This window comes from Pseudomonas sp. GOM7, from assembly GCF_026723825.1.
Classification (GTDB): domain Bacteria; phylum Pseudomonadota; class Gammaproteobacteria; order Pseudomonadales; family Pseudomonadaceae; genus Aquipseudomonas.
The window spans coordinates 2,378,446-2,404,843 of sequence record NZ_CP113519.1 but is presented as its reverse complement, the minus strand read 5'-3'; the positions used below and the strand labels follow the sequence as shown (position 1 = coordinate 2,404,843).

The 26,398-nt window shown below is 63.9% G+C and carries 25 protein-coding genes, 1 other RNA gene and 2 pseudogenes; 10 read left to right on the top strand and 18 right to left on the bottom strand.

From position 1 onward, the window contains the following. Positions 1-43: 43 nt before the first annotated feature. The 5 genes from OU800_RS10960 to dnaX all read right to left on the bottom strand — a co-directional run bounded on the left by OU800_RS10960 (position 44) and on the right by dnaX (position 5,156). Positions 44-1,192, bottom strand: coding sequence for an acyl-CoA dehydrogenase family protein (locus OU800_RS10960; protein WP_268183723.1), 1,149 nt, complete (start codon positions 1,190-1,192; stop codon positions 44-46). 66 nt (positions 1,193-1,258) lie between these two features. Continuing rightward, the gene (locus OU800_RS10955; protein WP_442964777.1) at positions 1,259-1,801 is read right to left on the bottom strand and encodes an eCIS core domain-containing protein; all 543 of its coding nucleotides are present in this window, start codon (positions 1,799-1,801) and stop codon (positions 1,259-1,261) included. Between the two features lie 66 nt (positions 1,802-1,867). Continuing rightward, positions 1,868-2,467, bottom strand: coding sequence for a recombination mediator RecR (gene recR / locus OU800_RS10950; protein ID WP_268183718.1), 600 nt, complete (start codon positions 2,465-2,467; stop codon positions 1,868-1,870). A 238-nt stretch (positions 2,468-2,705) separates the two neighbouring features. After that, positions 2,706-3,032: a YbaB/EbfC family nucleoid-associated protein gene (locus OU800_RS10945; protein WP_003240957.1), complete on the bottom strand. Its 327-nt coding sequence runs from the start codon at positions 3,030-3,032 to the stop codon at positions 2,706-2,708. 24 nt (positions 3,033-3,056) lie between these two features. Next, positions 3,057-5,156 (bottom strand): DNA polymerase III subunit gamma/tau, encoded by a 2,100-nt coding sequence (dnaX, locus tag OU800_RS10940; protein ID WP_268183714.1) that lies wholly within the window; start codon positions 5,154-5,156, stop codon positions 3,057-3,059. 475 nt (positions 5,157-5,631) lie between these two features. On the opposite strand from dnaX, the gene OU800_RS10935 reads away from it, so the two are divergent. Next, positions 5,632-5,853 (top strand): hypothetical protein, encoded by a 222-nt coding sequence (locus OU800_RS10935; protein ID WP_268183713.1) that lies wholly within the window; start codon positions 5,632-5,634, stop codon positions 5,851-5,853. 53 nt (positions 5,854-5,906) lie between these two features. Then, positions 5,907-6,194: a DUF3509 domain-containing protein gene (locus OU800_RS10930; RefSeq protein ID WP_268183711.1), complete on the top strand. Its 288-nt coding sequence runs from the start codon at positions 5,907-5,909 to the stop codon at positions 6,192-6,194. 81 nt (positions 6,195-6,275) lie between these two features. Here OU800_RS10930 and OU800_RS10925 read toward each other — a convergent pair whose 3' ends face one another. Next, positions 6,276-7,250: a phytanoyl-CoA dioxygenase family protein gene (locus OU800_RS10925; protein WP_268183710.1), complete on the bottom strand. Its 975-nt coding sequence runs from the start codon at positions 7,248-7,250 to the stop codon at positions 6,276-6,278. Positions 7,251-7,386: 136 nt separating this feature from the next. Here OU800_RS10925 and OU800_RS10920 point away from each other — a divergent pair, with 136 nt between their 5' ends. Together OU800_RS10920 and OU800_RS10915 are read left to right on the top strand one after the other, a co-directional pair. After that, positions 7,387-8,976: a bifunctional 3-(3-hydroxy-phenyl)propionate/3-hydroxycinnamic acid hydroxylase gene (locus OU800_RS10920; RefSeq protein WP_268183708.1), complete on the top strand. Its 1,590-nt coding sequence runs from the start codon at positions 7,387-7,389 to the stop codon at positions 8,974-8,976. A 57-nt stretch (positions 8,977-9,033) separates the two neighbouring features. Beyond that, the gene (locus OU800_RS10915) at positions 9,034-9,684 is read left to right on the top strand and encodes a TetR/AcrR family transcriptional regulator (RefSeq protein ID WP_268183705.1); all 651 of its coding nucleotides are present in this window, start codon (positions 9,034-9,036) and stop codon (positions 9,682-9,684) included. A 2-nt stretch (positions 9,685-9,686) separates the two neighbouring features. On the opposite strand, the gene OU800_RS10910 is transcribed toward OU800_RS10915, so the two are convergent. Then, positions 9,687-10,919 (bottom strand): NADH:flavin oxidoreductase/NADH oxidase family protein, encoded by a 1,233-nt coding sequence (locus OU800_RS10910; RefSeq protein ID WP_268183704.1) that lies wholly within the window; start codon positions 10,917-10,919, stop codon positions 9,687-9,689. A 520-nt stretch (positions 10,920-11,439) separates the two neighbouring features. On the opposite strand from OU800_RS10910, the gene OU800_RS10905 reads away from it, so the two are divergent. The 4 genes from OU800_RS10905 (at position 11,440) to OU800_RS10890 (ending at position 15,925) form a co-directional block, all read left to right on the top strand. After that, entirely contained in the window at positions 11,440-12,018 is a 579-nt protein-coding gene (locus tag OU800_RS10905; RefSeq protein WP_442964776.1) for a TetR/AcrR family transcriptional regulator, read from the top strand. A 77-nt stretch (positions 12,019-12,095) separates the two neighbouring features. Continuing rightward, positions 12,096-13,187: a VOC family protein gene (locus tag OU800_RS10900; RefSeq protein WP_268183700.1), complete on the top strand. Its 1,092-nt coding sequence runs from the start codon at positions 12,096-12,098 to the stop codon at positions 13,185-13,187. A 154-nt stretch (positions 13,188-13,341) separates the two neighbouring features. Continuing rightward, positions 13,342-14,298: a fumarylacetoacetate hydrolase family protein gene (locus OU800_RS10895; protein WP_268184281.1), complete on the top strand. Its 957-nt coding sequence runs from the start codon at positions 13,342-13,344 to the stop codon at positions 14,296-14,298. A gap of 277 nt (positions 14,299-14,575) precedes the next feature. Next, positions 14,576-15,925, top strand: coding sequence for an IS110 family transposase (locus OU800_RS10890; protein ID WP_268183698.1), 1,350 nt, complete (start codon positions 14,576-14,578; stop codon positions 15,923-15,925). A gap of 1,000 nt (positions 15,926-16,925) precedes the next feature. Here the strand turns inward: OU800_RS10890 and ffs are convergent. The 3 genes and pseudogenes from ffs to OU800_RS24345 all read right to left on the bottom strand — a co-directional run. Continuing rightward, an RNA gene (ffs, locus tag OU800_RS10885) (signal recognition particle sRNA small type) lies at positions 16,926-17,022 on the bottom strand. Between the two features lie 104 nt (positions 17,023-17,126). Then, positions 17,127-18,104, bottom strand: a pseudogene (locus OU800_RS24350) (methyl-accepting chemotaxis protein); the annotation flags it as partial. Positions 18,105-18,275: 171 nt separating this feature from the next. After that, positions 18,276-18,665 (bottom strand): annotated as a pseudogene (locus OU800_RS24345) (methyl-accepting chemotaxis protein); the annotation flags it as partial. A 349-nt stretch (positions 18,666-19,014) separates the two neighbouring features. Here OU800_RS24345 and OU800_RS10875 point away from each other — a divergent pair. Then, complete coding sequence (locus OU800_RS10875; protein ID WP_268183695.1) at positions 19,015-19,293, top strand: HU family DNA-binding protein; 279 nt, start codon at positions 19,015-19,017, stop codon at positions 19,291-19,293. Between the two features lie 49 nt (positions 19,294-19,342). Here the strand turns inward: OU800_RS10875 and OU800_RS10870 are convergent, their stop codons facing one another. The 8 genes from OU800_RS10870 to OU800_RS10835 form a co-directional block, all read right to left on the bottom strand. Then, positions 19,343-19,636, bottom strand: a complete 294-nt coding sequence (locus OU800_RS10870; RefSeq protein WP_268183693.1) for a copper-binding protein — start codon at positions 19,634-19,636, stop codon at positions 19,343-19,345. 20 nt (positions 19,637-19,656) lie between these two features. Then, a complete protein-coding gene (locus OU800_RS10865; RefSeq protein WP_268183692.1) occupies positions 19,657-20,157 on the bottom strand; it encodes a cupredoxin domain-containing protein in 501 nt (166 codons plus the stop codon). A gap of 57 nt (positions 20,158-20,214) precedes the next feature. Beyond that, positions 20,215-21,627 (bottom strand): multicopper oxidase family protein, encoded by a 1,413-nt coding sequence (locus OU800_RS10860; RefSeq protein WP_268183690.1) that lies wholly within the window; start codon positions 21,625-21,627, stop codon positions 20,215-20,217. 16 nt (positions 21,628-21,643) lie between these two features. Next, complete coding sequence (locus OU800_RS10855) at positions 21,644-23,044, bottom strand: TolC family protein (protein ID WP_268183688.1); 1,401 nt, start codon at positions 23,042-23,044, stop codon at positions 21,644-21,646. Next, complete coding sequence (locus OU800_RS10850; RefSeq protein ID WP_268183685.1) at positions 23,031-23,330, bottom strand: hypothetical protein; 300 nt, start codon at positions 23,328-23,330, stop codon at positions 23,031-23,033. Before OU800_RS10850 ends, OU800_RS10855 begins: the two co-directional genes overlap by 14 nt. A 74-nt stretch (positions 23,331-23,404) precedes the next feature. Next, positions 23,405-23,806, bottom strand: a complete 402-nt coding sequence (locus tag OU800_RS10845) for a hypothetical protein (protein ID WP_268183683.1) — start codon at positions 23,804-23,806, stop codon at positions 23,405-23,407. 98 nt (positions 23,807-23,904) lie between these two features. Further along, positions 23,905-24,507 carry a glutathione S-transferase family protein gene (locus OU800_RS10840; protein WP_268183682.1) on the bottom strand — a complete coding sequence of 201 codons (603 nt, stop codon included), beginning with the start codon at positions 24,505-24,507 and terminating at the stop codon, positions 23,905-23,907. A gap of 131 nt (positions 24,508-24,638) precedes the next feature. After that, a complete protein-coding gene (locus tag OU800_RS10835; RefSeq protein ID WP_268183680.1) occupies positions 24,639-25,796 on the bottom strand; it encodes an aminotransferase-like domain-containing protein in 1,158 nt (385 codons plus the stop codon). A gap of 166 nt (positions 25,797-25,962) precedes the next feature. Here OU800_RS10835 and OU800_RS10830 point away from each other — a divergent pair, with 166 nt between their 5' ends. Then, the gene (locus tag OU800_RS10830; RefSeq protein WP_442964751.1) at positions 25,963-26,391 is read left to right on the top strand and encodes a MarR family transcriptional regulator; all 429 of its coding nucleotides are present in this window, start codon (positions 25,963-25,965) and stop codon (positions 26,389-26,391) included. The last annotated feature ends 7 nt before the right edge of the window (positions 26,392-26,398 follow it).

Here is a 26,398-nt window from a genome sequence, read left to right as displayed (position 1 = left end):
CCCTGGTTAGGCTGATCGCGGCTACCCCCTCCCACCGCACTGGCTACAACCCCATCTGCTTGGCAATGATCTCGTTCATGATTTCCCGCGTGCCGCCGCCGATGGAGAGGATGCGGTTGTCGCGGTACAGGCGCTCGACCAGGGATTCGCGCATATAACCCATGCCGCCCATGATCTGCACCGCGTCGTAAGTCAGACGATCGGCGATATCCGTGGCGAAGTTCTTGGCCATGGAGATTTCCTTGATCACGCTCTTGCCGGCAGCCATCTGTGCAGCCTGGCGATAGGTGAACTCGCGAGACACCTCGAGCTGCGTGGCCATCTCCGCCAGGCGATGCTTGAGCACCTGGAACTTGCCCACCGGCTTGCCGAAGGCCTGACGCTCGCGCGCCCACCTCAGGGATTCCTCCAGCGCCAGTTGCGCGGTCATGTTGGCCATGATCGCCAGACTCAGGCGTTCGCTCTGGAAGTTAGCCATGATGCAGGCGAAGCCGGCATTCTCCCCGCCGATCAGGTTCTCCACCGGCACCTTGCAGTCGTCGAAGAACAGCTCGGCAGTATCGGACGCCCACCAGCCCATCTTCTTCAGCTTGCGGCCGACGCTGAAACCCGGCGTGCCCTTCTCCACCAGCAGCAAGCTGACGCCGCCGAAGCCCTCATCGCCGGTGCGCACCGCCACGGTGTAGTAATCGGCACGCACGCCACTGGTGATGAAGGTCTTGCTGCCACTGACGCGGTAATGGTCACCGTCGCGCACGGCACGGGTCTTGAGATTGGCCACGTCGGAGCCGCCGGAGGGCTCGGTTACCGCCAGTGCCATGATTTTCTCACCAGCAAGCACCTGCGGCACCACGCGCTGGCGCACCGCTGGCTTGGCCCACTTGACGATGGGCGGCAGGCCGATATCCAGCGAGCCGAGCCCGGCCACCAGGCCGCCCGAGCCACTGCGCATCAGCTCCTCGCTGGCCGCCACCTTGGCGAACACGTCACCCTCATGGCTGCCGCCATACTGCTCGGGATAACCAATGCCGAGGATGCCCGCCGCACCGGCCTTGAGGTAGAGCTCACGGGGGAATTCCTCGGCCTCCTCCCATTCGTCGATATGCGGCAGGATCTCGCGTTCGACGAAGCGCCGAACGCTGTCGCGAACCAGTTGGTGGGACTCATCGAAATAAGGCTGAGCGGCGGCCATGCGGGTACTCCCGTTATCGTTTCAGCCACCCTAACCTAGCGCTTGCTTGGTTTTCAAGCGAGCGTTTCATTTCTCCTCGCGCAGCGCCCTTCTCACCCGCGCCTGCATCGCGTAGGCAGGCCCTTCCACTGATTGGAAATCACGGGTGTAACGGCGGGCGAACTCGGCGCTGCCCCAGTCGCGGTACTGCTGCACGTGCCAAAGCTCGTGCGCCCATAGCGCGGCGTCGTTGGCAGCGGCGCCGGCATCACGAAACACCACCACGTCCACCAGGGTCACGGCCTGCACGTCCGGGTTCTGCAGCATGACGGTGGCGGCGTCCATCTCGTCGGTGATACCGATGCGAAAGCGCACGGCATCGAGTAATGCCTCGTCATAGAACGGCGCGAGCTGCGCACGAATCATCAGGGGAATGGGCTCGGTGCCGGCGCGCAGCGCGGCCTGGCGGGATTGCAGCAGCCAGGCCTCGAGGCGGACGGCGGCCATGTTCAGGCCACCCTCACGCACTCGAACCGGGTCGGGCACGCAGAGGCAGGAGCCACCCAGGCACACCTGGATCTGCCCGCTTGGGCACTGCTCAGCCTGCACGGCAATAGGCGAAGCAAGCATGCATAGCGCGGAGAACCAGCGCAGAAAGGCAGCGATCACAGGTGCTCCGTAACGGGAGGAAGGAACCTAGAGACTGATCGGCCGCCGCCCGGCCAGGGCATGGGCCAGGGTGCCGCCGTCGACCAGCTCCAGCTCGCCGCCCAGCGGCATGCCGTGGGCGATACGCGAGGCGACCAGGCCCTTGCCGGCGAGAATCTGCGCGATGTAGTGCGCTGTGGCTTCACCTTCCACCGTGGGGTTGGTAGCCAGGATAACCTCGCTGAAGCCTCCAGCCTCGATGCGCTCCAGCAGCTCGGGAATGCCAATGGCCTCCGGCCCCAGGCCATCGAGCGGCGACAGGTGGCCCTTGAGCACGAAGTAGCGGCCTCGATAGCCCGTCTGCTCCACCGCATGCACGTCCATCGGCCCTTCGACCACGCACAGCAGGCTGTCGTCACGGCGCTCGTCCAGGCATAGCTGGCAGACTTCGTCCTCGCTCAGGCTGCGACAGCGCTTGCAGTGCCCCACACCCACCATGGCCGCCTCAAGCGCCTGTGCCAGGCGCTGACCGCCGCTGCGATCACGCTCGAGCAATTGCAGGGCCATGCGCTGTGCGGTCTTCTGCCCGACACCGGGCAGGATGCGCAGCGAATCGATCAACTGGCGAATCAGGGGGCTGAAGCTCATGAAATTCCTACAGGGTGTAGTCCGGATGCAATCCGGGAAATCGTGTATGCCGTGTTTCCCCGGATTACATCCGGGCTACAGGCTGGGTGCGCATTATCACTACGCAATCCGAGGGGGCGACCAGACGGTATGCAGTACAAGGCGCGAAAGGCCGCGAGCACCGGAGTTTACGTCTGTAAATGAGGATGCTCGGGGCCTTTCGCAACGCAGTAATGCGTGCCGGCTGGGCGTCACTGCCTCAGAAAGGCATTTTGAAGCCGGGGGGTAGCTGCATCCCGGCGGTCATGCCGGCCATCTTCTCCTGGCTGTTCTGCTCGACCTTGCGCACGGCGTCGTTGACGGCGGCGGCGATCAGGTCTTCGAGCACTTCCTTGTCTTCCTGCATCAGGCTGTCGTCCAGGGTGATGCGCTTGACGTCATGGCGACCGGTCATCACCACGCTGACCAGGCCGGCACCGGACTGGCCGGTGACTTCAGCATTGGCCAGCTCTTCCTGCATCTTCTGCATCTTTTCCTGCATCTGCTGGGCCTGCTTCATCAGGCCTGCCATGCCACCTTTCATCATGTCGCTATCCTCGGTGTTCGGGGTTTAACTGGGAGTGTCGATAGGCTCGATGCTGCCGTCGCGCACTTTGGCGGCGAATTGCTGGATCATCTGCTGCACCAGCGGATCGGCATGGATCGAGGCCTCGGCGCTGCGCTGCCGCTCGGCACGCTTGCGCGCCGCGGCTTGCGCCGGGGTTTCCTGTTCGGGTTTGCGCAGTTCGATGCGCAGTTTGATGCTGCGCCCCTGCTGCTGGTTCAGGGCGTCGTTGAGACGGCGCTGCTGGGTCGGGTTGAACAGCGCGCTGTGCGCCGGGTCCAGGTGCAGCAGCCAGTCGTCGCCATTGGCTTCGACCAGGGTGCAGTTGGCCGCGATGCTGCCGGTCATGCCCCCGAGGCCGAGCAACGGGAACAGCGCCAGCCATTCCGCGGCCAGGCCGGTGGCCGGCGCCACGGCGGGCAGAGGCTCGGGCTCGGGCTCGGCCTCGGGTTCGGCTTCACTCGGCAGGTCGAAATCGTAGTCCAGCGCGCCATTGTCCAGCTCGACGTAATCATAATCGCCGGGTGGCGGCTCTTCGTCGTCGGCGGGCGCGATGCCTTCCAGCGGGATAGCCGCCTCGGCCACGGGCGCAGCGTCCACCACCGGCTCTACCGACACAGCAGGCGCAGCCTCGACTGGCGCTTCGACCATGGGCTCAGCCGCAGGCACGGGCTCCCAGGGCAGATCGACGGCCGCAGTGGCCTGCGCCACGACAACCGGCTCAGGCTCAGGCTCAGGCTCAGGCTCAGGCTCAGGCTCAGGCTCAGGCTCAGGCTCAGGCTCAGGCTCAGCAGCGATTATCGGAGCGACGGGCTCGGCCGGCGCAACAGGTTGCGGCGTCGCGACGGGCGCTTCCGCCACCACGACCGGCTCGGGCTCAGGCGCGGTGACGACAGGGGCGGCCGGCGCAACGACAGCCGGTGCCACCACGGCAGCACCGGCCACTGGGTTGGGCTGGGAATCAGCAGTGGCCTGGCTGATCCCCAAGGGCTTTAGCGTGACCCTCGGCGCATCGTCACCGCCGGCAGGACGAAACGCCAGCATGCGCAACAGCACCATCTCGAAGCCGCTGCGTGGATCCGGCGCCAGCGGTAGATCGCGGCGGCCGATCAGGCCCATCTGGTAATAGAACTGCACGTCCTCGGCCGGCAACGCCTGAGCCAGTTGCAGCACGCGCTCACGGTCACCCTGGCCGTTGTCCACGGCATCCGGCAGCGCTTGAGCGATGGCCACACGGTGCAGCACGTTGAGCATTTCCGAGAGCACGCCATTCCAGTCTGGCCCCTGCTCGGCCAGGTGGCGCACCGCCTCGATCAGCGCCCGTGCATCGCCTTCGATCAGCGCATGCAGCACGCCATACACCTGGCCGTGATCGAGGGTGCCGAGCATGGCACGCACATCGGCCGCCAGCACCTTGCCCTCACCGAAGGCGATGGCCTGGTCGGTCAGGCTCATGGCATCGCGCATGGAGCCGTCGGCGGCGCGGCCGAGCAGCCACAGGGCATCGTTCTCGAACGGCACGTTCTCGGCGGTCAGCACGTGAGCCAGGTGCTCGACCACCCGCTCCGGTGGCATGTTCTTCAGGGAGAACTGCAGGCAGCGCGACAGCACGGTGACCGGCAGCTTTTGCGGGTCGGTGGTGGCGAGGAGGAATTTGACGTGGGGCGGCGGCTCTTCCAGCGTCTTCAACAGGGCGTTGAAGGAGCTGGTGGAAAGCATGTGCACTTCGTCGATCAGGTAGACCTTGAAGCGGCCACGGCTGGGCGAGTACTGCACGTTGTCGAGCAGTTCGCGGGTGTCTTCGACCTTGGTGCGGCTGGCGGCGTCCACTTCGATCAGGTCGACGAAACGGCCTTCGTCGATCTCCCGGCATACCGAACAGGTGCCGCAGGGGGTGGAGCTGATACCGGTTTCGCAGTTCAGGCACTTGGCGATGATCCGCGCGATGGTGGTCTTGCCCACCCCACGGGTGCCGGTGAACAGATAGGCGTGGTGCAAACGCTGGCTGTCCAGGGCGTTGATCAGGGCTTTGAGCACATGCGTCTGGCCGACCATTTCGCGGAACGAGCGCGGACGCCATTTACGTGCAAGAACCTGATAACTCATGGAAAACCGTCATATGAGGAAAGCAAAAGTGGGCTAATGCTAGCGGAGCAACCAGCAAATTGCATCCGCAACGGCATGCTCGCAGTGTTACGCCGCAGTGGCGACAAATAATGCTGTTCATTTCTTGAGCAAGGCTTTATCATCCGCGCCGTTCGTACCACGCTGCAAGTCATCAAGGCCCTAGCGCCTCCCCGCTGGTTTCCCGGTTCAACGTCTAGCGCTCCCTGCGCTGCCGCCCTCCCCGATCCCACCCTGCTGACTGTTCAGGCCAACTCGCCATCGATCACTGCTGGCGCTGTTCATCTGCCTGCCTCCGACGTACCGACCACGCCGAAGAACCGTAACAATGGAACTTTATCGTGCATATAAAGCTCCTATTGGTTTACTTGCTAAGGCCGCTTTTCGGCCGACCTCACGGAGCAACACAACGCGCATCGATGCGCACCTGCGTTAAAGAAAGGAAATACTTAGAAAAATGAATACTCAACATCAGATCCAGAAAGCCATCAGCACCCTGACCCACGCCTTCGCCCCGTTCGATTGCCGCATCCAGGCAGCGCGCAAGGGCAGCTTCAGCTTTACCCTCGTCGACAAGACCGGTATCGCCCAGTACAGCCAGCGTCTTTATCCGGGTCAGTACAATGACGAGTCGTTGCAACAGGTGATCGAACGTACCCGCCAGTCGCTCGTCGCTTGAACCTATCTATCATCCTGATGTCAAAAATTGCCAATCTCAGGATGGAGTAGGTTATGGAACTCACCAACCAGCAACTCGTCGATCATCTGTTCACTCCGCTGCGTGCCAACTTCAGTTCGCCACGGCCTGATGGCAGCATCATCCTCGCCTTGCTCGACGAGAGTGACAGTACCGTTTACAGCCGCGTACTGGCCAAGCCCCAGCTTGACGATCAGGACGCCTTCGCCCAGAGCCTGGAAGAAATCCGCCTGGAGCTCGCGGTACGCGCCGGCAACATCCCCGCCGATCTGCGCAAGACGCTCAAGGAACAGGACAGCGTGCTGAGCTATCGCACGGCCTGAGCCCTTCTCGCCCGCAATGAACAACGCCCGATGTCATTCGGGCGTTTTGCGTTGACCACGATATTCGAGACCACCCCTCACTCAGCTACCGGGCTTCGTCCAGGTCTGCTTGAACGACTTGCTTCTGCCGGGTTTGAACGCCAGCCGCGTTGCCGCCATGGCGTTGTCCAGCAAGGAGCCCAGCAGCTTGCTCGCCGCGGCGCGCTCCGGCCTGGCGCGCGCAGCCCGCTCCTGCGGATCCATCTCCGGCAGGATGCGTGGGAACGCGGCGCCCTGCAGCGGCCCACCGGGCACCGAGGCATGCCTGAAGTGAATCGGCATGCGCTTGGCCGAAGGCGCGTAGACCACGTCGTCCCCCACCCAGCGCAAAGCCAGCGCGCGCCGCCGCCGCGTGCGTGACTGATTGCCATGGGAGCCATGCAGGGTCAGGGGGTGGAACATCAGGATGTCGCCCGGCTCCATGTCCCAGTCGAGCAACTCGTAGCGTTCGGGATGCGCGTTGATATCGGGAATGTCGTCCATCCGCTCGTCGATGATGGTCGCCACGTAATCCGGCGAGATGGCCTTGAAACGTTGCGGCCACTTGTGCGAGCCCTTCACGTACAGCAGCCCGCTGTTCTCGCGGTTGACCGGATCGCATGGAATCCAGAAGGAGCAGATCTGCTCGCCACGGATGGGCCAGAAGCTCAGATCCTGATGCCAGGGCGTCGGTGCGTCCGTTCCGGGTTCCTTGACGAACATCTGATCGTAGAAGAAGCGCACCTGCTGCGAGCCCATCAACTGCTGCGCCCAGCGCGCGAAAGGCCCGTAGTAGATCAGGTCACGCAGGGCATCGATGCGCTTCCACAGGAAAATGTCCATCTGGTAGCCCTCCACCTTGCGCGACATGAAGCGCCCCAGCAGCGAGGCATCGCCCCTGGCTGCCTCGACACCCTCTTCCAGCAGCTTCATCCAGTTGGGGTCGATGGCCCCCTTGATCATGATGACGCCATCGTCGTGGTAACGCTGAATCTCCTCGGCAGTCAGGGTGCGAGTCGGGTATGCAGGAAAGGACATGGAGAGCTCCCTCGGCACCAAGGTGCGCGGCTTGTTGTAATAGGTTTTAAGGGCCAATCTCAATATTGAGAAATTATTCATTTTTGAATAACCTGCCCAAAATAATCACAACCCCGCGCCATTACAAGAGCCCGACATGCATAACAACAACAAAGCACTGCCAGACAGCGTCGACGTTTTGATCATCGGCAACGGCCCGGTCGGTGCCACGCTGGCCGCCCTGCTCGGCCGCCATGGCACCCAGACTCTAGTGATCGACAGGACTCACGACATCCTCTTGATGCCGCGCGCCATCGCGCTGGACAACGAGGCGCTGCGCATCCTCCAGCAGGCCGGCCTCGCCGAAGAAGCCTTCGACAAGGTGGTGATCCCCGAAGTGCGCATGCATTGCCCGATCATCGGTCAGTTCGGCCGTGCCAATACCCGCGGCAGTGTGGATGGGCACCCCAAGCTGGTGACCTTCTATCAGCCGGATCTGGAGCGCGCGATGCGTGCCCAGTACCAGCGCTTCGACAATGTCGGTTGCTGCGGTGGGCTGGAGCTGGAGGATCTGGCCCAGGACGACGAAGGCGTCACCGCCATGCTGCGCGCCGAGGACGGCGGTCTGCATCGTCTGCGTGCCCGTTATCTGGTAGGCGCCGATGGCGCCAGCTCGAAGGTGCGCAGCCTGATCGGCCAGGATTTCGAGGGCCAGAGCTACAGTGAGGACTGGCTGATCGTCGATGCCTGCCAACGCGAGGGCAAGGCCATCGACCACGTCGAGTTCATCTGCGATCACCGCCGCCCCATCCCGCACATGCCCGCCCCGGGCGGCCGCGAGCGTTGGGAGTTCATGCTGCGCGCCGGGGAAACCCGCGAGCAGGTGGAAGACAACGGCTACATCGCCAATTTGCTGCAGCGCTGGATCGACCCCAGCCAACTGCAGATCGAACGCAAGGCCGTGTATCGCTTCCACGCGCGCTGCTGCAAGCACTTCCAGCAAGGCCGCGTGTTCCTCGTCGGCGATGCGGCCCATATCACCCCGCCGTTCGTCGGTCAGGGCCTGGTCGCCGGGCTACGCGACGCCGCCAACCTGGCCTGGAAGCTGAGCTGGGTTGTGCAGGGCCTGGCAAGCCCGGCGATTCTCGACACTTACGAGCAGGAGCGCCGCCCCCATGCCCAGGCCATGATCAACATGGCCAAGCTCATGGGGCGCCTGATCATGCCGCGCAACGTTCTGCTGGCCGTACTGGGCCACGGCATGATGCGCACGCTCAGCCTGATACCGGCGGCACGGCGGCAGTTCGAGGAGCTGGAGATAAAGCCCAAGAACATTTTCCGCCGAGGTCTGTTCATCAACAGGCGCGGCTGCGTGAAAGTCCGCCGAGGCGGCCTGCTGCCACAAGGGCTGGTGCGCACCCGCGAAGGTCGTCTGCTGCTGAGCGACGAGGTGCTGGGAGACGGCCTGACCCTGCTGGGCATGGGCATCGACCCCTGCACGTTGCTGCCGGAGCCACTGAAGCAGCGCTGGGAAACGTCCGGTGGGCGCTTTCTGCAGATCGGCCAGCAAGGGCAACGCAGCAACGCCGCCACCCCCTTCGTCGAGGACCTGGGCCAGCGTCTGACCCAGATCGCGCCCACCGGCTCATTGCTGGTGGTTCGCCCGGATCGCATCCTGATGCACGACGGCCCGGCGCAGCAGGCTGCCGAGCTCGTTGCCGACTGCCTGCAATTGCTGAGAAAGTGAATGGCCCAGCCGCCCGGCACTCCATTATCATCGAACGCTCCTTCGCAGAGCACCACCATGAGCAGAGCCAAGACAGCCGATAGCGAACCCGCCGCGCCAAGCCGTGGGCACAAGAAGCGCGAGCGCACCCGCCGTGGCCTCATCGATGCCGCCGTGCGCCTGCTGGCCCGCAAGGAACTGGGCGATATCGCCCTGCTCGACCTGGCCACCGAGGCGGAAGTGGCCAGCGGCACCATCTACAACTATTTCCGCTCGCGCGACGAAGTCGTCGAGGCGGTCGGCCTGGCCATGGCCGACGAGTTCTCCGAATCGATCGCGCAATACAGCGCGGGTATCGACAGCGGCGCGCAGCGCATGGCCATTGGCGTGCGCATGTTCATCCGCCGGGCCATGGCCGACCCGGACTGGGCCAGTGCCGTGGTGCGGGTGGTGCACTCCGATCAGGCAATGCGCTCGAAGGTCACCGGCTACGTGCTGGCCGACCTGCGCGCGGGCAAGGCGGAAGGCATCCTCAGCTACGAGCACGAGGGCATCGCCCTCGACCTGCTGGTTTCCAGCACGCTCGGTGCCATGCGCAGCGTGGTGGAAGGTCGCGGTGTCAGCGAACACGACGTGCTGGTCGCCGAGATGATCCTCAGGGCGCTGGGCGCGACGGCGGCACGGGCGCGCAAGCTGGCCCGGCAGGTACTGCCGGAACCCGCCCTCTAGGATCAGCCCTTGCTCGCGACCCAGCGGCGATAACGCCGGGCCTGCAGCCTGAGCTTGATCTGGCTACCCAGCAACGCCAGCAAGGGCGAGGTACCCGCATGGGTTGGCTTGCCCCTGCCGAGCAGCAGCAGTTGCTTCTTCATCACCGCCTGGGTAGCGGCAGCGGCCAGGGCCTTGTTCTTCCAGCTCACCACCACCGGCTGCACCGCGATGTCCTCGCCCGCCCGCCAGCGTGCCGGCAAGCTGGGCTCGATGGCCAGGGCGGTGGCCATGCCGACCATCGCCACCCCCTGCTCCACGGCCCGCTCGGCCACGGCCCTGCGCCGCACCCCACCGGTGACCATGATGGGCATTGAGGCAACCTCGGCGATACGCTCGGCGAACTCCAGAAAATAGGCCTCGCGCGCCAAGGTGCTGCCATCGCGGGTCTGCCCCTGCATCGCCGGGCTCTCGTAGCTGCCGCCGGAGAGTTCGACCAGATCCACACCCCGCGATCCCAGCATCCGCACCACCTCTGCCGCATCGCCGGCCTCGAAGCCGCCACGCTGGAAGTCCGCCGAGTTGAGCTTGACCGCCACGCTGAACTGCGTGGCGACCTGGGCGCGCACCGCCTCGACGGTGCGCAGCAGGATACGCGCCCGGTTTTCCAGGCTGCCGCCCCAGTCATCGCTGCGGCGATTGCTGAGCGGTGAAAGAAACTGGCTGAACAGATAGCCATGAGCCGCGTGGATCTGCACCCCGGAAAAACCGACGCGCTCGGCCAGCAGCGCGGTGTTGAGGTAACGCTGGATGAGCTGCTCTATCTGCCCCGCCTCCAATGCCACGGGCTGGGCGAACAGCTTGGAAAGCCCGGGGATATTCACCGGGATCGCCGATGGCCCCAGGGCCGGCTGGCCCATGCTGGCCATCAACTGGCGCCCGGGATGATTGATCTGCAGCCAGGCCTGAGCGCCCTGGCTGCGGCAAGCCGCGGCCCAGGCCTCGAAGCGCGGCAGGTGCGCGTCATCCTCCAGCACCACGCCGGCCGGGCCGGTCAGGGCATGCCGATCCACCATCACGTTGCCGGTGATGATCAGCCCGGCGCCGCCTTCGGCCCAGCTTCGATAGAGCCGGGTCAGCACCGGCCCGGGCGCATGGTCGGCGTCGGCAAGGTTTTCCTCCATGGCGGCCTTGGCGATGCGATTGGGAATGACGGTGCCATTGGGCAGGTACAGGGGCTGGAACAGCTTGCTCATCGATTAAGCATCCTCTGCGAAAGACAGCATGAACCCTAGGGTCTGTTGACGTTTCGGCGCGAGCCGCGTTGCTGCGCCAAATTGCGCCATGGCCGGGCGGCGTTCCGCGAGGCGCGGGATGCAGGTAATGGTCGTTCCCTTGCCAAATCCCGCAACGACGCATGGCGCAATTTGCCGCGCAACCCGAAGGGACGGGCCAGTTTTTGCGTGGTGCGTCGTTGCTCGACGACTCATTTGGGCGACCAAACTTCGCGTCTCGCGCCTAGCTCCACGCAAAAACTGGCTCCGTCGCGGCCGCGTACGAAACGTCAACAGACCCTAGTACGGGCAGGCTGGCCCCTCCTGAACCACAGGCGGGATGCCAGCGAAACAGCGCAGATAAAAGCAAAATTGAACACTCGTGTCCATTATTTATCATTCGTGCTTGACCAATACTGAACACCACTGTTCAATCGCTCCCATGCACCAACCGGAGATGCCTGCATTGACAGAGCTCAGCCCCGCCCAGCGCCGCATCCACATGGCGGCCATCCGTCTGTTCGCAGAAAAAGGCGCCGCCCAATTGAACGTCAGCGACCTCGCGCAGGAAGCCGGCGTGGCGCGCGGCACCATCTACAACAATGTGGAAAACATCGATCAGTTGTTTCAGCAGGTCGCCAGCCAGTTGAGCAAGGAAATGCACCAGCGCGTCAACGACAGCTTCGCCGGCCTGGAAGACCCTGCCGCGCGCCTGGCCACGGGTATCCGCCTGTTCATCCGGCGTGCCCATGAAGAACCGCACTGGGGCGCTTTCCTCAGCCGCTTCGCACTGAGTGACGCCTCGCTGCGCGAGATGGTCTACAGCCAGGCCACGGCCGATGTCCTGAAAGGCCTGAGCACGGGTCGCTACCGCTTCCCGCAGAGCCACCTGGCCAGCGCCATCTCGCTGATCGCCAGCGCCACCCTCGGGGCCATGCTGCTGGTGCGCGAAGGCATCAAGACCTGGCGCGATGCAGGCAGCGAAACCGCCGAACTGGTGCTGTGCGCCCTGGGCATAACCGTAGACGAAGCACGACGACTGGCGAGCGCCGACCTGCCGCCACTGCCTGCTCTGGACTGATCATCGCTAGATATGCAACAGCCCGGCCACATGGGTCGCCGGCCTGGCTTGGCCCGAAAAAGCCATGGAGAACGACAATGGCAACAACTACCCCAACAGCCACGCTCGCCACCGCTCAACCCGCACGCCATCGGCAACCTACCGTCAAGGCTCAGGCGCTGGCCCACCTGATCTTCGAGCGCCCGGATCTCCAGCAGGCCGAGCGCTTTCTTGCGGACTTCGGCTTGCAGCCTGCCGGAAAAGATGCCACCACCCTGTACCTGCGCGGCACCGGCCCTGCCCCCTACTGCTACCGGATACACCTGGCCAAACGCCCGCGCTTTCTCGGTTTCGGCCTGACCCTCGCCAGCCGCGACGACCTGCAACGCATCGCAGAGCTGCCGGGGGCCTCGCCCATCGAGCCGCTGCCTGGGCCCGGAGGGGGCGAACGGGTACACCTGGTCGACCCCTCGGGTTTTCTGCTGGAAGCCATTCATGGCCAGCAGCCTGCCGAGCCCATGACGCATCGCGCGCCGCTGCCGTTCAACGGGGTGGACGAGACGCCGCGCATCAACGCCACCCAGCGCCCCCCCGTCGCGCCGCCCGAGGTGATCCGGCTGGGCCATCTGGTGCTGGAAGTGGCCGACTACCAGGCCACCTGCGCCTGGTACACCGAGCATTTCGGCTTCATCCCCAGCGATGTGCAGGTGCTGCCGGACGGCTCGCCGGCGGTCACCTTCCTGCGCCTGGATCTGGGTGACGCCCCGGCCGACCATCACACCCTGGCGATCGCCCAGGGTTTCATGGCGACCTACAGCCATAGCGCCTATGAGCTGGTGGACGCCGACGCCGTCGGCATGGGCCAGCGCGTGCTGCGCGAACGAGGCTGGAAGCATGCCTGGGGCATCGGCCGGCACATCCTCGGCAGCCAGATCTTCGACTACTGGCAGGACCCCTGGGGTGACAAGCACGAACACTACTGCGACGGCGACCTGTTCACCGCCGAGCACCCCACCGGCGTGCACGCGGTCAGCCCCGAAGCCATGGCGCAATGGGGGCAGCGCATGCCCAGAAGCTTCACCAAGCCCGTTCTCAACCTGGCCGCCATCGCAGCGCTGCTGCGCAACCTGCGGCGCAGCCCCGACCTCACCCTGCGCAAGCTGATCACCCTGGCGCGGATGTTCGGCTAGGAGCATGCCCATGACCGGATTGAAACGTCGCACCCTGCTCAAGAGCGGCCTGCTGCTGGCCGGCACCGCGATGCTGCCCGCCACCAGCCATGCCGACGAACAACCCAAGCCCCTTGCCACCTCGCAAACGACCACCTCCTCGGGAGCCCTTGCCATGCCTGTGCACATCGTCCGCTTCGAGCATCAGAATCTCATCCAGTGGGGGGTCATCCGTCAGGGACTCATCACCCCCATTCCCGGCCAGTACGCCAGCACCGGGGATCTGATCCGCCAGACCCAGTTGAGCGAACTGGCGGCGCTGCCCGAGGGCAACCTGCCGCTCGGCGCAGTGAAACTGCTCTCCCCCGTGACCCGCGATCAGCAGTTCATCTGCCAGGGCGCCAACTATCGGCAGCACATGATCGAATCCGGCATGAACCCGGACGACAAGCACTTCAACATGATCTTCACCAAGGCGACGAGCTGCATCGTCGCGGCGGACAGCGACCTGATCAAACCCCGTGAAGTGCGCTTTCTCGACTACGAGATCGAGCTCGGCCTGGTGCTTAAGCGTGATATCGACAGCCGGCAGGAGGTGACCGATGCCAACCTGCACGAGTTCATCGCCGGCGTGGTGATCGTCAACGACTATTCGGCGCGCGACATTCAGATTCCGCAGATGCAGTTCTACAAGGGCAAGAGCTACCGCACCTTCGGCCCGGTCGGCCCCTACCTCTGCCTGCTCGACGCCCAGGACATGCCCTACCTGAGAAAGCTGCAGTTACGCCTGAGCGTGAACGGCCAGGTACGTCAGGAAGACAGCAGCGCCAACCTCGTCCATGGCCCTGCAGAGACCCTGAGCGAACTGTCGGGCGTGCAGGATCTGGCCTCCGGCGACTTGATCGCCACAGGCACCCCGGCGGGTTGCGCCCTGAGCGTTCCCTCCCCCATGAAACAGCGCATCGGCGCCCTGCTGCCGGAAGCGGTGAAGTGGAAGGCCTTTCTGAAGACCCAGGAAGGCCGTAGCGAGTATTACCTGAAACCAGGCGATGTCGTCGAAGCCAGCATCCGCAGCGCCGATGGCCGGATCGACCTGGGCATGCAGCGCAATGTGGTGGTGGAGCAGGCCTGAGTTCGTCTCGCCCTGCCCGCCCAGGGCGCGATTGCCGCAGCAGGCGTCTAAAAAACCGCCTCCCCGGCGCTCCGCGCCCCATTGGGTTAGAAACACGCCCACTACACTGACACCGCTGGACAGTGGTCGTCTGCTTTTTGGAGGCTGAGTCCCCGTCAAAAAACCTGACCCAGGGGAAGCTGCGGACCCGTTAGTGGTGGCGCGTTTCGTGACCCCGTTTAGGAATGTGATTCGATCCGAGTCCCCGTCCAGCACTTCGAGTGATTGGAGGGTAGTCATGAAAAAATTCAGTTCAGAGCGACACGGCCTTCCGGTCATTCATGACCGCGCAGCTGGCATCGATATCGGCTCGCGCTTCCATGTCGTAGCGGTGCCTGCTGACCTCGCTGAGGAGTCGGTACGAACCTTCACAGCGTTTACCGCCGACCTGGAACGCATGGCCAATTGGCTGACCGATCTCGGGATCACCACTGTGGCGATGGAATCGACCGGGGTGTATTGGATTCCGGTCTACGAAATTCTGGAAACCCACGGCCTGCATGTAGTGCTGGCCAATGCACGGGACGCCCGTGCAGTACCTGGACGCAAAACCGACGTTAACGATGCACAGTGGATTCAGCGGTTACATGCCTGCGGGTTGCTGCGTGCTAGCTTCCATCCTGATCGAGAGATCGCGGCGTTACGCAGTTATCTGCGCTTACGAGAGCGGCACCTCGATTACGCCGCCGCGCACATCCAGCATATGCAAAAGGCGCTCACCCACATGAATTTGCAGTTGCACCATGTGGTCTCTGACATTACTGGAGCTACAGGCATGCGGATCATCCGTGCGATTGTCGCCGGTGAGCGAAGCGCTGCGACACTGGCAACCATGCGCGATACCCGCTGCAAGTCGAGCACTGAGACCATCCAGAGCGCCTTGGTTGGCAACTATCAACCGGAGCATGTCTTTGCTTTGGCGCAGGCGCTGGCCATGTACGATGCCTATCAGGCACAGCTTGAAATCTGCGATCAGCAGATTGCCCAGAGCTTGCAACGGCTCTCTCAGCAGAAGCCTACGCCCAGCGAGCCGCTACCCAAACCACGTCACCGCACTCGGCAGCCGAATGCGCTCAACTTCGACGTACGTACCTTGCTCTATCAGCTGATCGGCGTCGACCTGACCCAGATCCATGGCATCGGCCCTTACTTGGCGCTGCGCTTGGTCGCTGAGTGCGGTACCGACCTGAGTCGTTGGCGTACTGCCCATCACTTCACCTCCTGGCTGACGCTAGCACCTGGTTGCAGGATCAGTGGCGGCAAGGTGCTGTCAGCCCATACGCGCAAGACCAAGAACCGAGTTACAGCGCACTTGCGCCTGGCTGCGGTGACCATCGGTAAAACAAATACAGCATTGGGCGCTTTCTACCGACGTCTGTCTGCGCGCATCGGCAAGCCCAAGGCGGTGACTGCCACTGCTCGAAAGATCGCCATCCTGTTCTACAACGCGATGCGCTTTGGCATGGCTTACCAAGATCCAGGTGCCGATCACTATGAGCAGAAGTATCGGGAGCGAGTGGTGAAGGGATTGCACCGCAGAGCCGCTAAGTTTGGATTCACGTTACAGGCTGTCGAAGGTGTTTCTTAGGAATGAGGACCTTCGGGACAATCAGTCTTGATACCGGACTGGCAAGTTTGTGTGGATTGCTGGTTATCCGGGAGTCCGTTCCGGATTGCCGCGTTTTTGCTGATGTTTTTGGTTTCGCCCTCCCGGGCGAGTCACTTTTGGGGCAAAAGTAACCAAAACCTCCGCCCTTTCATCCGGCCCTGGCTGCGCCAGGGTTCGTTCGCTCCATCGCCGCTCCAGAGGCCCGCCGCGGTGGGCCATCCATGGCCCATCGCGGCTCTCGCGACATCCATGTCGCTCAACCTCTTCCACGACGATTCCGCTCACCCTCCTGGGCGGGCTCTGCACACGCCTGAACCCGAGGTAACCCAGAAGTAGCACGGAGTGGTTGCACATGAGGTCAGCCTTAGGGCTGACCGGGAATGCCGGCTGGAAGCCGGCATGCTACCCAGGCGAATGAAACTACGCGAATGAAAGTTTTGGTTTAATTCGGCAGCCAAATCGCGGCTCCACAGCTACCAGAGCACGCCGAGCATACTTTGGAATGCCGGTTCGTTCAGGCGCGCAAATTCCCCCTTCAGGAGGCCGAACGCAGGCATTGCGCAGGGGGCGAGTGGCATGGATGCCGCGAGATACCGATGGCGGCCCCGCGTAATGGGCCAGGGATGGCCCATGTACGCCGACCCCGGAGCGATGCCGGAGTGAGGGAAGTCGAGCGAAGCATGACGGGGACGCCTAGTTCCGGATGGCGGGGGTGCGTTTCTTTTGCTTACTTTTCTTTGCGCAATTCAAAGAAAAGTGAGTCGCCCGAGGGGGCGAAACCCGGAATCTCTGAAAACACCTAAAGCGGCGTCCAGAACACCCACCAAGACAACGAGACCACACACAAACTTGCCAGTCCGGTATCAATCAAGCCCCGTATATACGAAGAACCAGAAATGCAGGTAAGCAAGCTCGCCCGCTGCAGCACAGGCATGCAGAAAGAAATCATCGAAAACAGGGAGAAGTAATTGGAGGTGAACCCTACCAGCCACACCCCGGCACACGATGTTCCCGCTGTGGCTGCTCCCTTCCGGGCCTGACCAGGTTCACGGGTAATCGTTGCGAGGGGACCGGCAGGGCCCACCATAACGAAGCCCGTCATTGCGACGGGCCGCGCCATTGTAACGACTAAATGCAAACTTACAACCGCCTCAAGCACTTAGAAGCACCAGGCGAGTTATCAGACCCGAAAACGCCCCACCAACTGGGCAAGACCATGGGACAGGTCGGACAGGTGCCGACTGGCCATGGTGCTCTGCTCAGCGGTTTGCGAAGCTTCGTTGGACAACTCGCGAATGTCGCTGATGTTACGCGCGATCTCTTCGGTCACGCTGCTCTGCTCCTCGCAGGCCGTGGCGATCTGCGCCGCCATGTCGTTGATGCGCTGCACCGAGTCGCCGGTGGCGCTCAGGGCCTGATCGACGCCCGCGGCCTGCTCCACGCTCTGCCGGGCCCGTTCGCTGCCCATGTGCGTCGCCTTGACGGCATTCTGCACGCCGATCTGCAGCCGCTCGATCATGCCCTGGATGTCCTTGGTGGACTCCTGGGTGCGAGCCGCCAGTGCACGCACCTCGTCCGCCACCACGGCGAAGCCCCGGCCCTGCTCACCGGCACGTGCTGCCTCGATGGCGGCATTGAGCGCCAGCAGGTTGGTCTGATCGGCAATGCCCTTGATCACCGCCAGCACGGCACCGATGTTGGCCGCGTCCTGCTCCAGGGTCTGAATGCTCGAGGAGGCGCTCTCCACCTCCTGTGCCAGTTGGCGGATGGAGCTGATGGTGACACCGACTACCTGCGCCCCGTTCCGTGACTGCTGTTCGGCACTGCGCGCGGCATCTGCCGCATTCTGGGCATTACGGGCCACCTCATGCACCGCCGCACTCATTTGCGTCGCTGCGGTGCTGACCTGGTCGACCGCCGCATGCTCGCTGCTGATCAGACGGTCGTTGGCAGCCGCCAGGCCGGCCAGGCTCCTGGCCGAATCAGCCACTTCGTCGGTCACTCGTCCGACTTCCTTGATCAAGGGTTGCAGCTTGTCGAGAAAGCGGTTGAAGGCATGGCTGAGCTGGCCCAGCTCATCTTTGGACAATACGTCGAGACGCACGCGCAGGTCGCCATCACCATCGGCGATCTGCTCGATGCGGTGCAACAGATTGTGCAAGGGGCGCGTCACCAGAAAGGGAAAGCCCAGCACCAGCAGCAGGCACAGGGACACGCCAACGGCGATCAGCATGCCCTGCTGCCAGGACAGGGCCTGCCCTGTGGCGATGGCAGCAGCACCCTCGGCGTTGGCGGCCTCGTCCTCCAGTTCACCGAGCTTGTCGAGGGCAGAACGCGCCGTCTGGAATTGCTCTTCGCTTTCACCAAAGCTGAGCCTGCTGGCCGCCTGGGCATCGCTCGTCGCCAACTGCATGACCTGCGCGGAAGTGGCCTTCCAGCGCTCGAAGCCTCGGTCGAACTCGGCGACCAGGGCGAGCGCCTCGGCACCAGGCTGCAGATCGGCGAACTTGTGCACGCGCTCATGGGCTTGCTGCAGGTTTTCGGCATGGAATGCACGCAGATCCTCGGCATTGCCGGCGGCATCCTCGTCAAGCAGGCTGCGCTCAGCCACGAAGGCCTGGTACAGGTCTCGATCCGCATTGAGCAGGAGGCTGATGGCAGGCAGGTGTTGCTGCGTGAGGATGGTACTGGAGGTAGCGACCTGGGTGATGCCACGCATGCCCAGCGCCCCCATGATCACCAGCAACGTGGCCAGCAGCAGAATTGGCAGGGCGATTTTCCAGCGGAAACCAAGGTCGGCGAAGATACGCAACATGATTGCACCTCAGTACCAGACGGATATGCCTTAGCATAGTCGAGGCTGGCGAGCTGCATCAGCCAATCTCCAGCCGATGTTTTCATCCGCCACCTGGAACCCCGGCACGTCCTGCGACACTAAGCCCTATCGGAAAGAAAGCCCTGACACTGGCGTTAAAGTACGTTTGTGCTAGCTTCTTCTGGTTTTCGGCGCCGCCTGCCATAGCGGCCTTCGGCGCACCGAATCTCTCACCCGCATATGGAGTTACATCATGGCAATGACCAAAGACCAACTGATCAGCGACCTGGCCGAGGCCACCTCCCTGCCCAAGGCCAGCGTGCGTGGCCTGATCGACCAGTTGGCCGAGATCGTCGGTGACGCACTGGAAAACGACGGTGAGATCACCCTGCCTGGCATCGGCAAGCTGAAGGTGAGCGAGCGCCCGGCCCGCACCGGCCGCAACCCGCAGACCGGCAAGAGCATCGAGATCGCCGCCAAGAAGGTGGTCAAGCTGGTGCCGGCCAAGGCCCTGAGCGACAGCCTGAACTGATCTGTCACGCGGTCGCCTCCGTCAGGGGGCGACCGCTGCGACCCCGCGCTTATTTCTCCCCAGGTTGCAATTCGGTCACCACGTAGCGGCTGCCGCGCTGCTCTACCTGAAACCTCACCTTGTCCCCCACCGCCACCTGCTCCAGCAGGCTGGGCGGATCGACCTCGAACACCATGGTCATCGGTGGCATGCCCACGCTGGCGATGGGGCCATGGCGCAGGGTGATCTTGTTTGTGTTGCTGTCCACCTTGCGCACCTCGCCCTGGCTCAATGGCGCAGGTTCGGCGGCTTTCAGGTTGAAACTGAGCAGGGCGGTCAAGACGGCGATCATGGTGTGTTTCATCAGGGTTTTCCTCTTGTCGGTCATTTGGCCAGCACCTCAATGGTTCCGGTCATACCAGCCTGATAATGGCCAGCGATCAGGCAGGCGAAATCGAATTCCCCCGCGCGGTTGAATGTCCAGATGATCTCGCCGGTCTGCCCTGGCGCAACATGTGCCATATAGGGCTCGTCGTGCTCCATGCCGGGAAACCTGGCCATCATCTCGGCATGCTTGTCCAGATCGGCGCGGGTGCCGAGCACGAACTCGTGCTGCGTTTGTCCATCATTGTGAATGACCAGGCGAATGCTCTCCCCTTGCCTGACCTGTAGCCGATCCGGGGTGAAACGCATCTGGTCGCTCATGCGAATGTCGATGCTGCGATCGACCTTCCCAGCCTCGCCAGCGATGCCCCAGGGCATCTGCTCCATGGGCATCGACATGTCCATCGCCTGATGCTTCATGTGCTCTTCACCGTGAGCATGAATCAGGGGGCTGGCGAGCAGCCCGCTCAGGGTCAGCACCAATAGCGGTAGTCTTTTCATCGCGTCGTTCTCCATCTCACGTGGTCAACGGGCCACTCACGGCAGCCCGCCCGTCATTCAATGCCCGGCATGCCCGCCGGGTTTGCGTACCTGTACTTCAACCGGCGCCTCGACCGGCTGCTTGAGGGGCATCGACTGGCCGCCGCCCTCGTGCGAGCGACTCGGGCTGTGCAGTGCGCCCTTCCACTCATAAGCCACCGTGCCGGCCGGGTGCTTGAACCAGCCAGGATCACGGTAGTCACCAGCAGCCTGCTCCTTGCGCACCTTGAGTACGGTGAACATGCCACCCATCTCCACCGAGCCGAAGGGGCCGTCGCCGGTCATCATCGGCACGGTGTTGTCCGGCAGCGGCATCTGCATCTCGGCCATGTCGGCCATGCCGCGCTCGCCCATGACCATGTAATCGGGCACCAGCTTGGCGATCTTGCCGGTCATGTCGCGGTGATCGACGCCGACCAGCGTCGGCAGGTCGTGGCCCATGGCATTCATGGTGTGGTGACTCTTGTGGCAGTGCAGCGCCCAGTCGCCTTCCTCGTCAGCGATGAATTCGACCTGGCGCATCTGCCCCACTGCCACGTCGGTGGTCACCTCCGGCCAGCGCGATCCGAGCGGTGTCGGCCCACCGTCGGTACCGGTGACCTCGAACTCGTGACCATGCAGGTGGATCGGGTGATTGGTCATGGTCAGGTTGCCGACCCGCAGGCGCACCCGTTCGCCCTGGCGCGCCACCAGCGGGTCGATGCCAGGGAACACGCGGCTGTTGAAGGTCCACAGGTTGAAGTCGAGCATCTGCATGATCTTCGGCGTATAGGCGCCGGGCTCGATGTCGTAGGCATTGAGCAGGAAGCAGTAGTCGCGATCCACCTCGCTGATCAGCGGGTGATGCTCCTTGGGGTGAGTGACCCAGAAGCCCATCATGCCCATGGCCATCTGTACCATCTCGTCGGCGTGCGGGTGGTACATGAAGGTGCCGGGGCGCCGCGCGACGAACTCGTAGACGAAGGTCTTGCCCACTGGAATCGCCGGCTGGGTCAGGCCCGAGACGCCATCCATGCCGTTGGGCAGGCGCTGGCCGTGCCAGTGGATGCTGGTGTGCTCGGGCAGCTTGTTGGTGACGAAGATGCGCACCCGGTCGCCCTCCACTACCTCGATGGTCGGCCCCGGCGACTGGCCGTTGTAACCCCACAGGTGGGCCTTGTAGCCAGGCGCCAGTTCGCGTACCACCGGCTCGGCGACCAGGTGGAACTCCTTGACGCCATCGTTCATGCGCCACGGCAGGGTCCAGCCATTGAGGGTGACCACCGGGTTGTAGGGCCGCCCGCTGTTCGGTTGCAGCGGCGGTTGGGTGTCGGCGCTGGCCTGCAGTACCGGCTCGGGCAGAGCGGCCATGGATACCCGGCTGACCGCCGAGGTAGCCACGGCGGCGCCGATGGCACTGGCGCCGAGAAAAAAATCACGTCGTGAAACCATGTCAGCAGTTCCTTGTTCAGTGGCCGCCAGCGGCCGGCTCGGCACTGGCGGCAGGCGCCGCGGCGAGCGAAGGATTGGGGGCGCCCAGCAGGGCCATGTCGAGATCGGCGCGAGCCAGCCAGAAATCACGCTGCGCCTGCAGGTAGCCATCCACCGCTTGCACCTGGCGGCGCGCGTCGGCGAGCAGCTCGAAGGTGCTGATGAACATGCCGTTGTAGCGCAGCAGGTTCTCCTCGGCGATGCGCTGGCGCAGCGGCAGCACTTCGGTGCGATAGTGCTGCGCCAGTTCAAAGGCGTTGCGGTAGGCCTGGTAGGCCTCGCGCACCTGCGAGCGGGCGTTGATCGCCGTCTCGGCGGCGCGGTTGAGCGCCTGGCGATACTGCGCCTCGGCCCGCGCCACCTTGGCGCCGCTCCAATCGAACAGCGGCAGTTCGACGCTGATCTCGTAGCCGCGCTGGGTCGGCTCCTCGTTGGAGCGGTTGTTCACTACGCCCAGCTCCAGCACGTTGATGAAGCGCGTGGTGCGGGTCAGACCGAGGTTCTGCGCCAGACGCTCGGTGTCCAGACGCATGGCCTGGATGTCCTGGCGCTGACTCATGGCCAAACGCTCCACGTCCGGCAGTTCCTCGGCCTGTTCAGGCAGCGTCGGCAAGCGCTCGGGCAAGCGATAGGCGAGTTGCTCACCCCACAGGCCCAGCAACCGGGTCAACCGTTCGCGGCTGGAGACCCGCGCCTGCTCGGCGCGCAGCAGCACGATGCCAGCCTCGGCATAGAAGTTCTGCTGCTCGGCCTGCTGCAGCTTGCTGAAGTTGCCGACTGCCGCCAGCCTGCGCGCCAGCTCGGCGCTGGCCTCGGCGGCCTCCAGCACCTGCTGCGCATAGACGCGGCTCTCCTCGGCGGCAACCGCCTGATACCAGGCCTTGCGTGTCTCGCTGGCCAGCTCGACCACCGCCAGGCTGGTCTGCCGCTGCAACTGCTCGAAGCGACGGCCCTCCATGCGCGAGCTCAGCGGCAGAGCGATCAAGCGCGCCAGGTTGAGGTGCAGACCGCGCTCGTATTCCACCTCGCTGCCCTTCTCCAAACGCCCGTAGGAGAAACCGGGATTGGGCAGGCGCCCGGCCTGCACCCGCTCGGCCTCACCGATGCCCAGCTCGTCGAAGGACGCCTGCAGGCCACGGTTATTGAGCAGCGCCAACTGGATGGCGGCGTCCAGGCTCAGGGGTTCGCCCAGCAATTCGGCGACACGGGCCTCGATCTGGCTACGCCCGGCCTCGTCGCGCGCCCAGAGTAGCTGCTTGTCCAGGCGCTTTTCGGCGACCTGCTGCACCGGGCCAAAACCGCCCTCCTGGCTGAAACCGACACAACCGACCAGCAACAGTGTGGCGTAGAGCATCACGGCAAGTTTAATGGTGGTCATGGCCACCTCCCGCGGCGGGTTCGGCGCCCTGCTCGGCCGGCTGCTCCCAGCTTTCCATGCTGTAACTGCGCCAGCCGCCGATACGGCCGACCAGATCGTTGGCCGCGCGCCAGTCCTGCAAAGGCTCGTCGGCCTGGGCGCGGTAGTCGTGCAGGGGGGAACGGTAATCCTGCGCCGGCACGGCGACATTGGCGTCCAGCGGGTCGGGCTGGGCCGCCATCAGGATGCCGGGTAGCGCCAGGGCAGCGATGCCCAGCAGCCTTCCGGCAAGGGAATGCAAAGTCATGATGTGTTCTCGCATACAGCGGCCAGGCGGCCGCGTGAGCTACAGGCGCCGCAGAACGGCGCTACCTAAAAGGCTCAGGCGAGAGAAAGACGCGGGGGGCGTTCGGGGGTGTCGGCCACGCCGACGATAAGGCGGTCGGGCCAGGCGGCGGCCGGCTCGACGGCTTGCAGGGCGGAGTCGTTCAGAAACGGCTGGCTAGGCGCGGCGATACCGACGCAGAAGGCGCACAGGGAACAGAACCCCGTATCGGCTGGAGCATCGCTGCCGGCAACCGGGGCGTCTTGCTGCACGCCATGTGAGCTGCCAGCCGCCATCTCGTGGTGCATGCCATGCTCGTCATGCTGACTGGCGCTGATCTGCAGGGTGCTGCTGCGATGCACCTGCTCGCACAACTGCATGCCGAGCGCCGCCATGGCCTGTGCCGGCAGGGCCAGCATCAGCATCCAGATCAGGGCGGTACGCAGGGATTGGCGCATGGAGTCGCGAAGCCAGAGTCAGGGGGCGATGAACCGGATTATCCGTGCTGATGGGGCTTTGTCCAGCCCCCTCACGAAAGCACGGCCAGCGGCGCGCTTCAGCCGAGCATGGTCACATGCCGTGGATGGCTGGCAACCCGGTCGAGCCAGGCACGAATGGCAGGGAAAGCCTCCAGGCTGAAGCCGCCCTCGTCCGCCACGTGGGTGTAGGCATACAGGGCGATATCGGCGATGGAGTACTGCTCGCCAACCAGATACGGCGTGCGCTCCAGTTGCTTTTCCATCACTTTCAGCGCCTTGTAGCCCAGCGCCAGGCAGCGAGCGTGCTCCTCACGGCGGGACTCCGGCATGCCCTGATAAAGCTGGATGAAACGCGCCACCGCCACATACGGCTCATGGCTGTATTGCTCGAAGAACTGCCATTGCAGCACCTGGGTACGCAGACGCGGCTCTGTCGGCAGGAACTCGCTGCCATCGGCGAGGAAGTTGAGAATGGCGTTGGACTCCCACAGGCAGGTACCGTCCTCCAGCTCCAGCACTGGAATCTTGCCGTTGGGGTTCTTGGCCAGGAAGGCTTCGCTCTGCGTCTCGCCCTTGAGGATATCGATGGGAATCCACTGATACTCCTTGCCCAGCAGATGCAGCATCAGCTTGACCTTGTAGCAGTTGCCCGAGCGGTAATCACCGTAGACCTTGAACATCGCGTGCCCTCCCTAACAATCGTCGCGGCTGGTTCGCCGCCAATCGCCCCGCTTCTGTAGGAACTACCACGTCCGGGAAATTCGCGGCTGAAGCGGAATACCGCCCAGCTGCTCCTACAGAAACCAATCAATCATGCGCTCTGCGCATCACGAATCACCGTCGCCAACCGGCGCAGCCCCTCACCCAGGCGCTCCGGCGCCACATGGCTGAAGTTCAGTCGCAGATGACCGGGGTTGGCGTCCGGGTCGATGAAGAACGGCTCGCCCGGCATGAAGGCGACGTTCTGCGCCAGCGCCGCGTCCAGCAGCGTGCGGGTATCCAGCGGCTGCTTGAGGGTCAGCCAGAAGAACAGCCCACCCTGCGGAATCTGCCAGTCGGCCAGCTCGCCGAAGTGCTCGACCAGCGCGGCCTGCATGGCATCACGGCGCACACGGTAGAAGTCACGCAGTTCGGCCAGATGGCCGCGATACTGCTCGCTGCCCAGCCATTGCAGCGCCTGCCACTGGCCGATGCGGTTGGTGTGCAGATCCGCCGACTGTTTCAGGCGCAGCAGGTGCGGGAACAGGTCAGGCGTGGCAATCAGGTAGCCCACGCGCAGGCCTGGCAGCAGGGTCTTGGACACGGTGCCGGTGTAGATCCAGCTAGCCTTCTGCAAACGGCTGACGATGGGCGTGGCGCTGCCGGCGTCAAACACCAATTCGCGGTATGGCTCGTCTTCGATCAGGGTGACGCCGAACTCGTCGAGCAGCGCCGCCACGGCATCGCGCTTGGCCTCGCTGTAGCGGGTACCGGACGGGTTCTGGAAGGTCGGGATCAGGTAGGCGAAGGCCGGCTTGTGGTTTTCCAGGCGCTGACGCAGCGCCGCCAGTTCGGGGCCGTCGGCCTCCTGCGGCACGCTGATGCAATCGGCGCCGAATAGCTGGAAGGCTTGCAGCGCAGCCAGGTAGGTCGGCGCCTCGAGCAGCACTTCAGTGCCCGGATCGATGAACAGCTTGGCGGCCAGATCCAGGGTTTGCTGCGAACCACTGACGATCAGCACCTGGCTGGCTTCGCAGGGCACGCCCAGGGCACGCGCCTCGGCAGCGATGGCTTCACGCAGCGCCGGTTCCCCCTCGCTCATGCCGTACTGGCCCATGCTCGCCGGCATCTCGGCCCAGTCTACCTTCGGCAGCATTGGCTCGGCCGGCAGCCCACCGGCGAAGGACATCACCTCGGGGCGCTGCGCCGCGGCAAGGATTTCACGGATCAGGGAGCTTTTCAGGCGGGCGATGCGTTCGGAGAAGGCCATGGGATGTCCTGGGGTGCCAAAGTCGGAAAATTGAGTCAAACTTCTTGACCGAAATTACGCCGCCACCCAGAGATACGTCAATATGGCTGACCTAAAAAGTTTTCCTGGGAAATTTGCCACGACAGCCAGCGACAGCCAGCAGGATGGTCGACAGGCAACACCGACGATGAGGCACGCAGCCGTGCAGCAGGCGGCCATGGAGGCCTTTTTCTTCGGCTACCAGGCCTTCACCGCCAAGCCGGACGAAATGCTCGCCAAGCGCGGCCTGTCACGCGTGCACCACCGTATTCTGTTCTTCATCGCCAAGTACCCGGGCCTGAACATGACCGAGCTGCTCGGCTATCTGGGTGTCAGCAAGCAGGCACTGAACACCCCGCTGCGACAACTGATCGAGATGAACCTGGTACGCAGCGAGGCCGCGCCGGACGACAAGCGCAAGCGCCTGCTGGGTTTCACACCCGAGGGTGCCAAGCTGGAACAGGCCCTGCGCCGCGAACAGGCGCGCCTGCTGCAGCGGGTATTCGACGAGATGGGTGAAGAAGCAGTGGCTGGCTGGCTGGAAGTCAACCGAGCACTGGCACGCGGCCGTCAGTAGTGGCGGC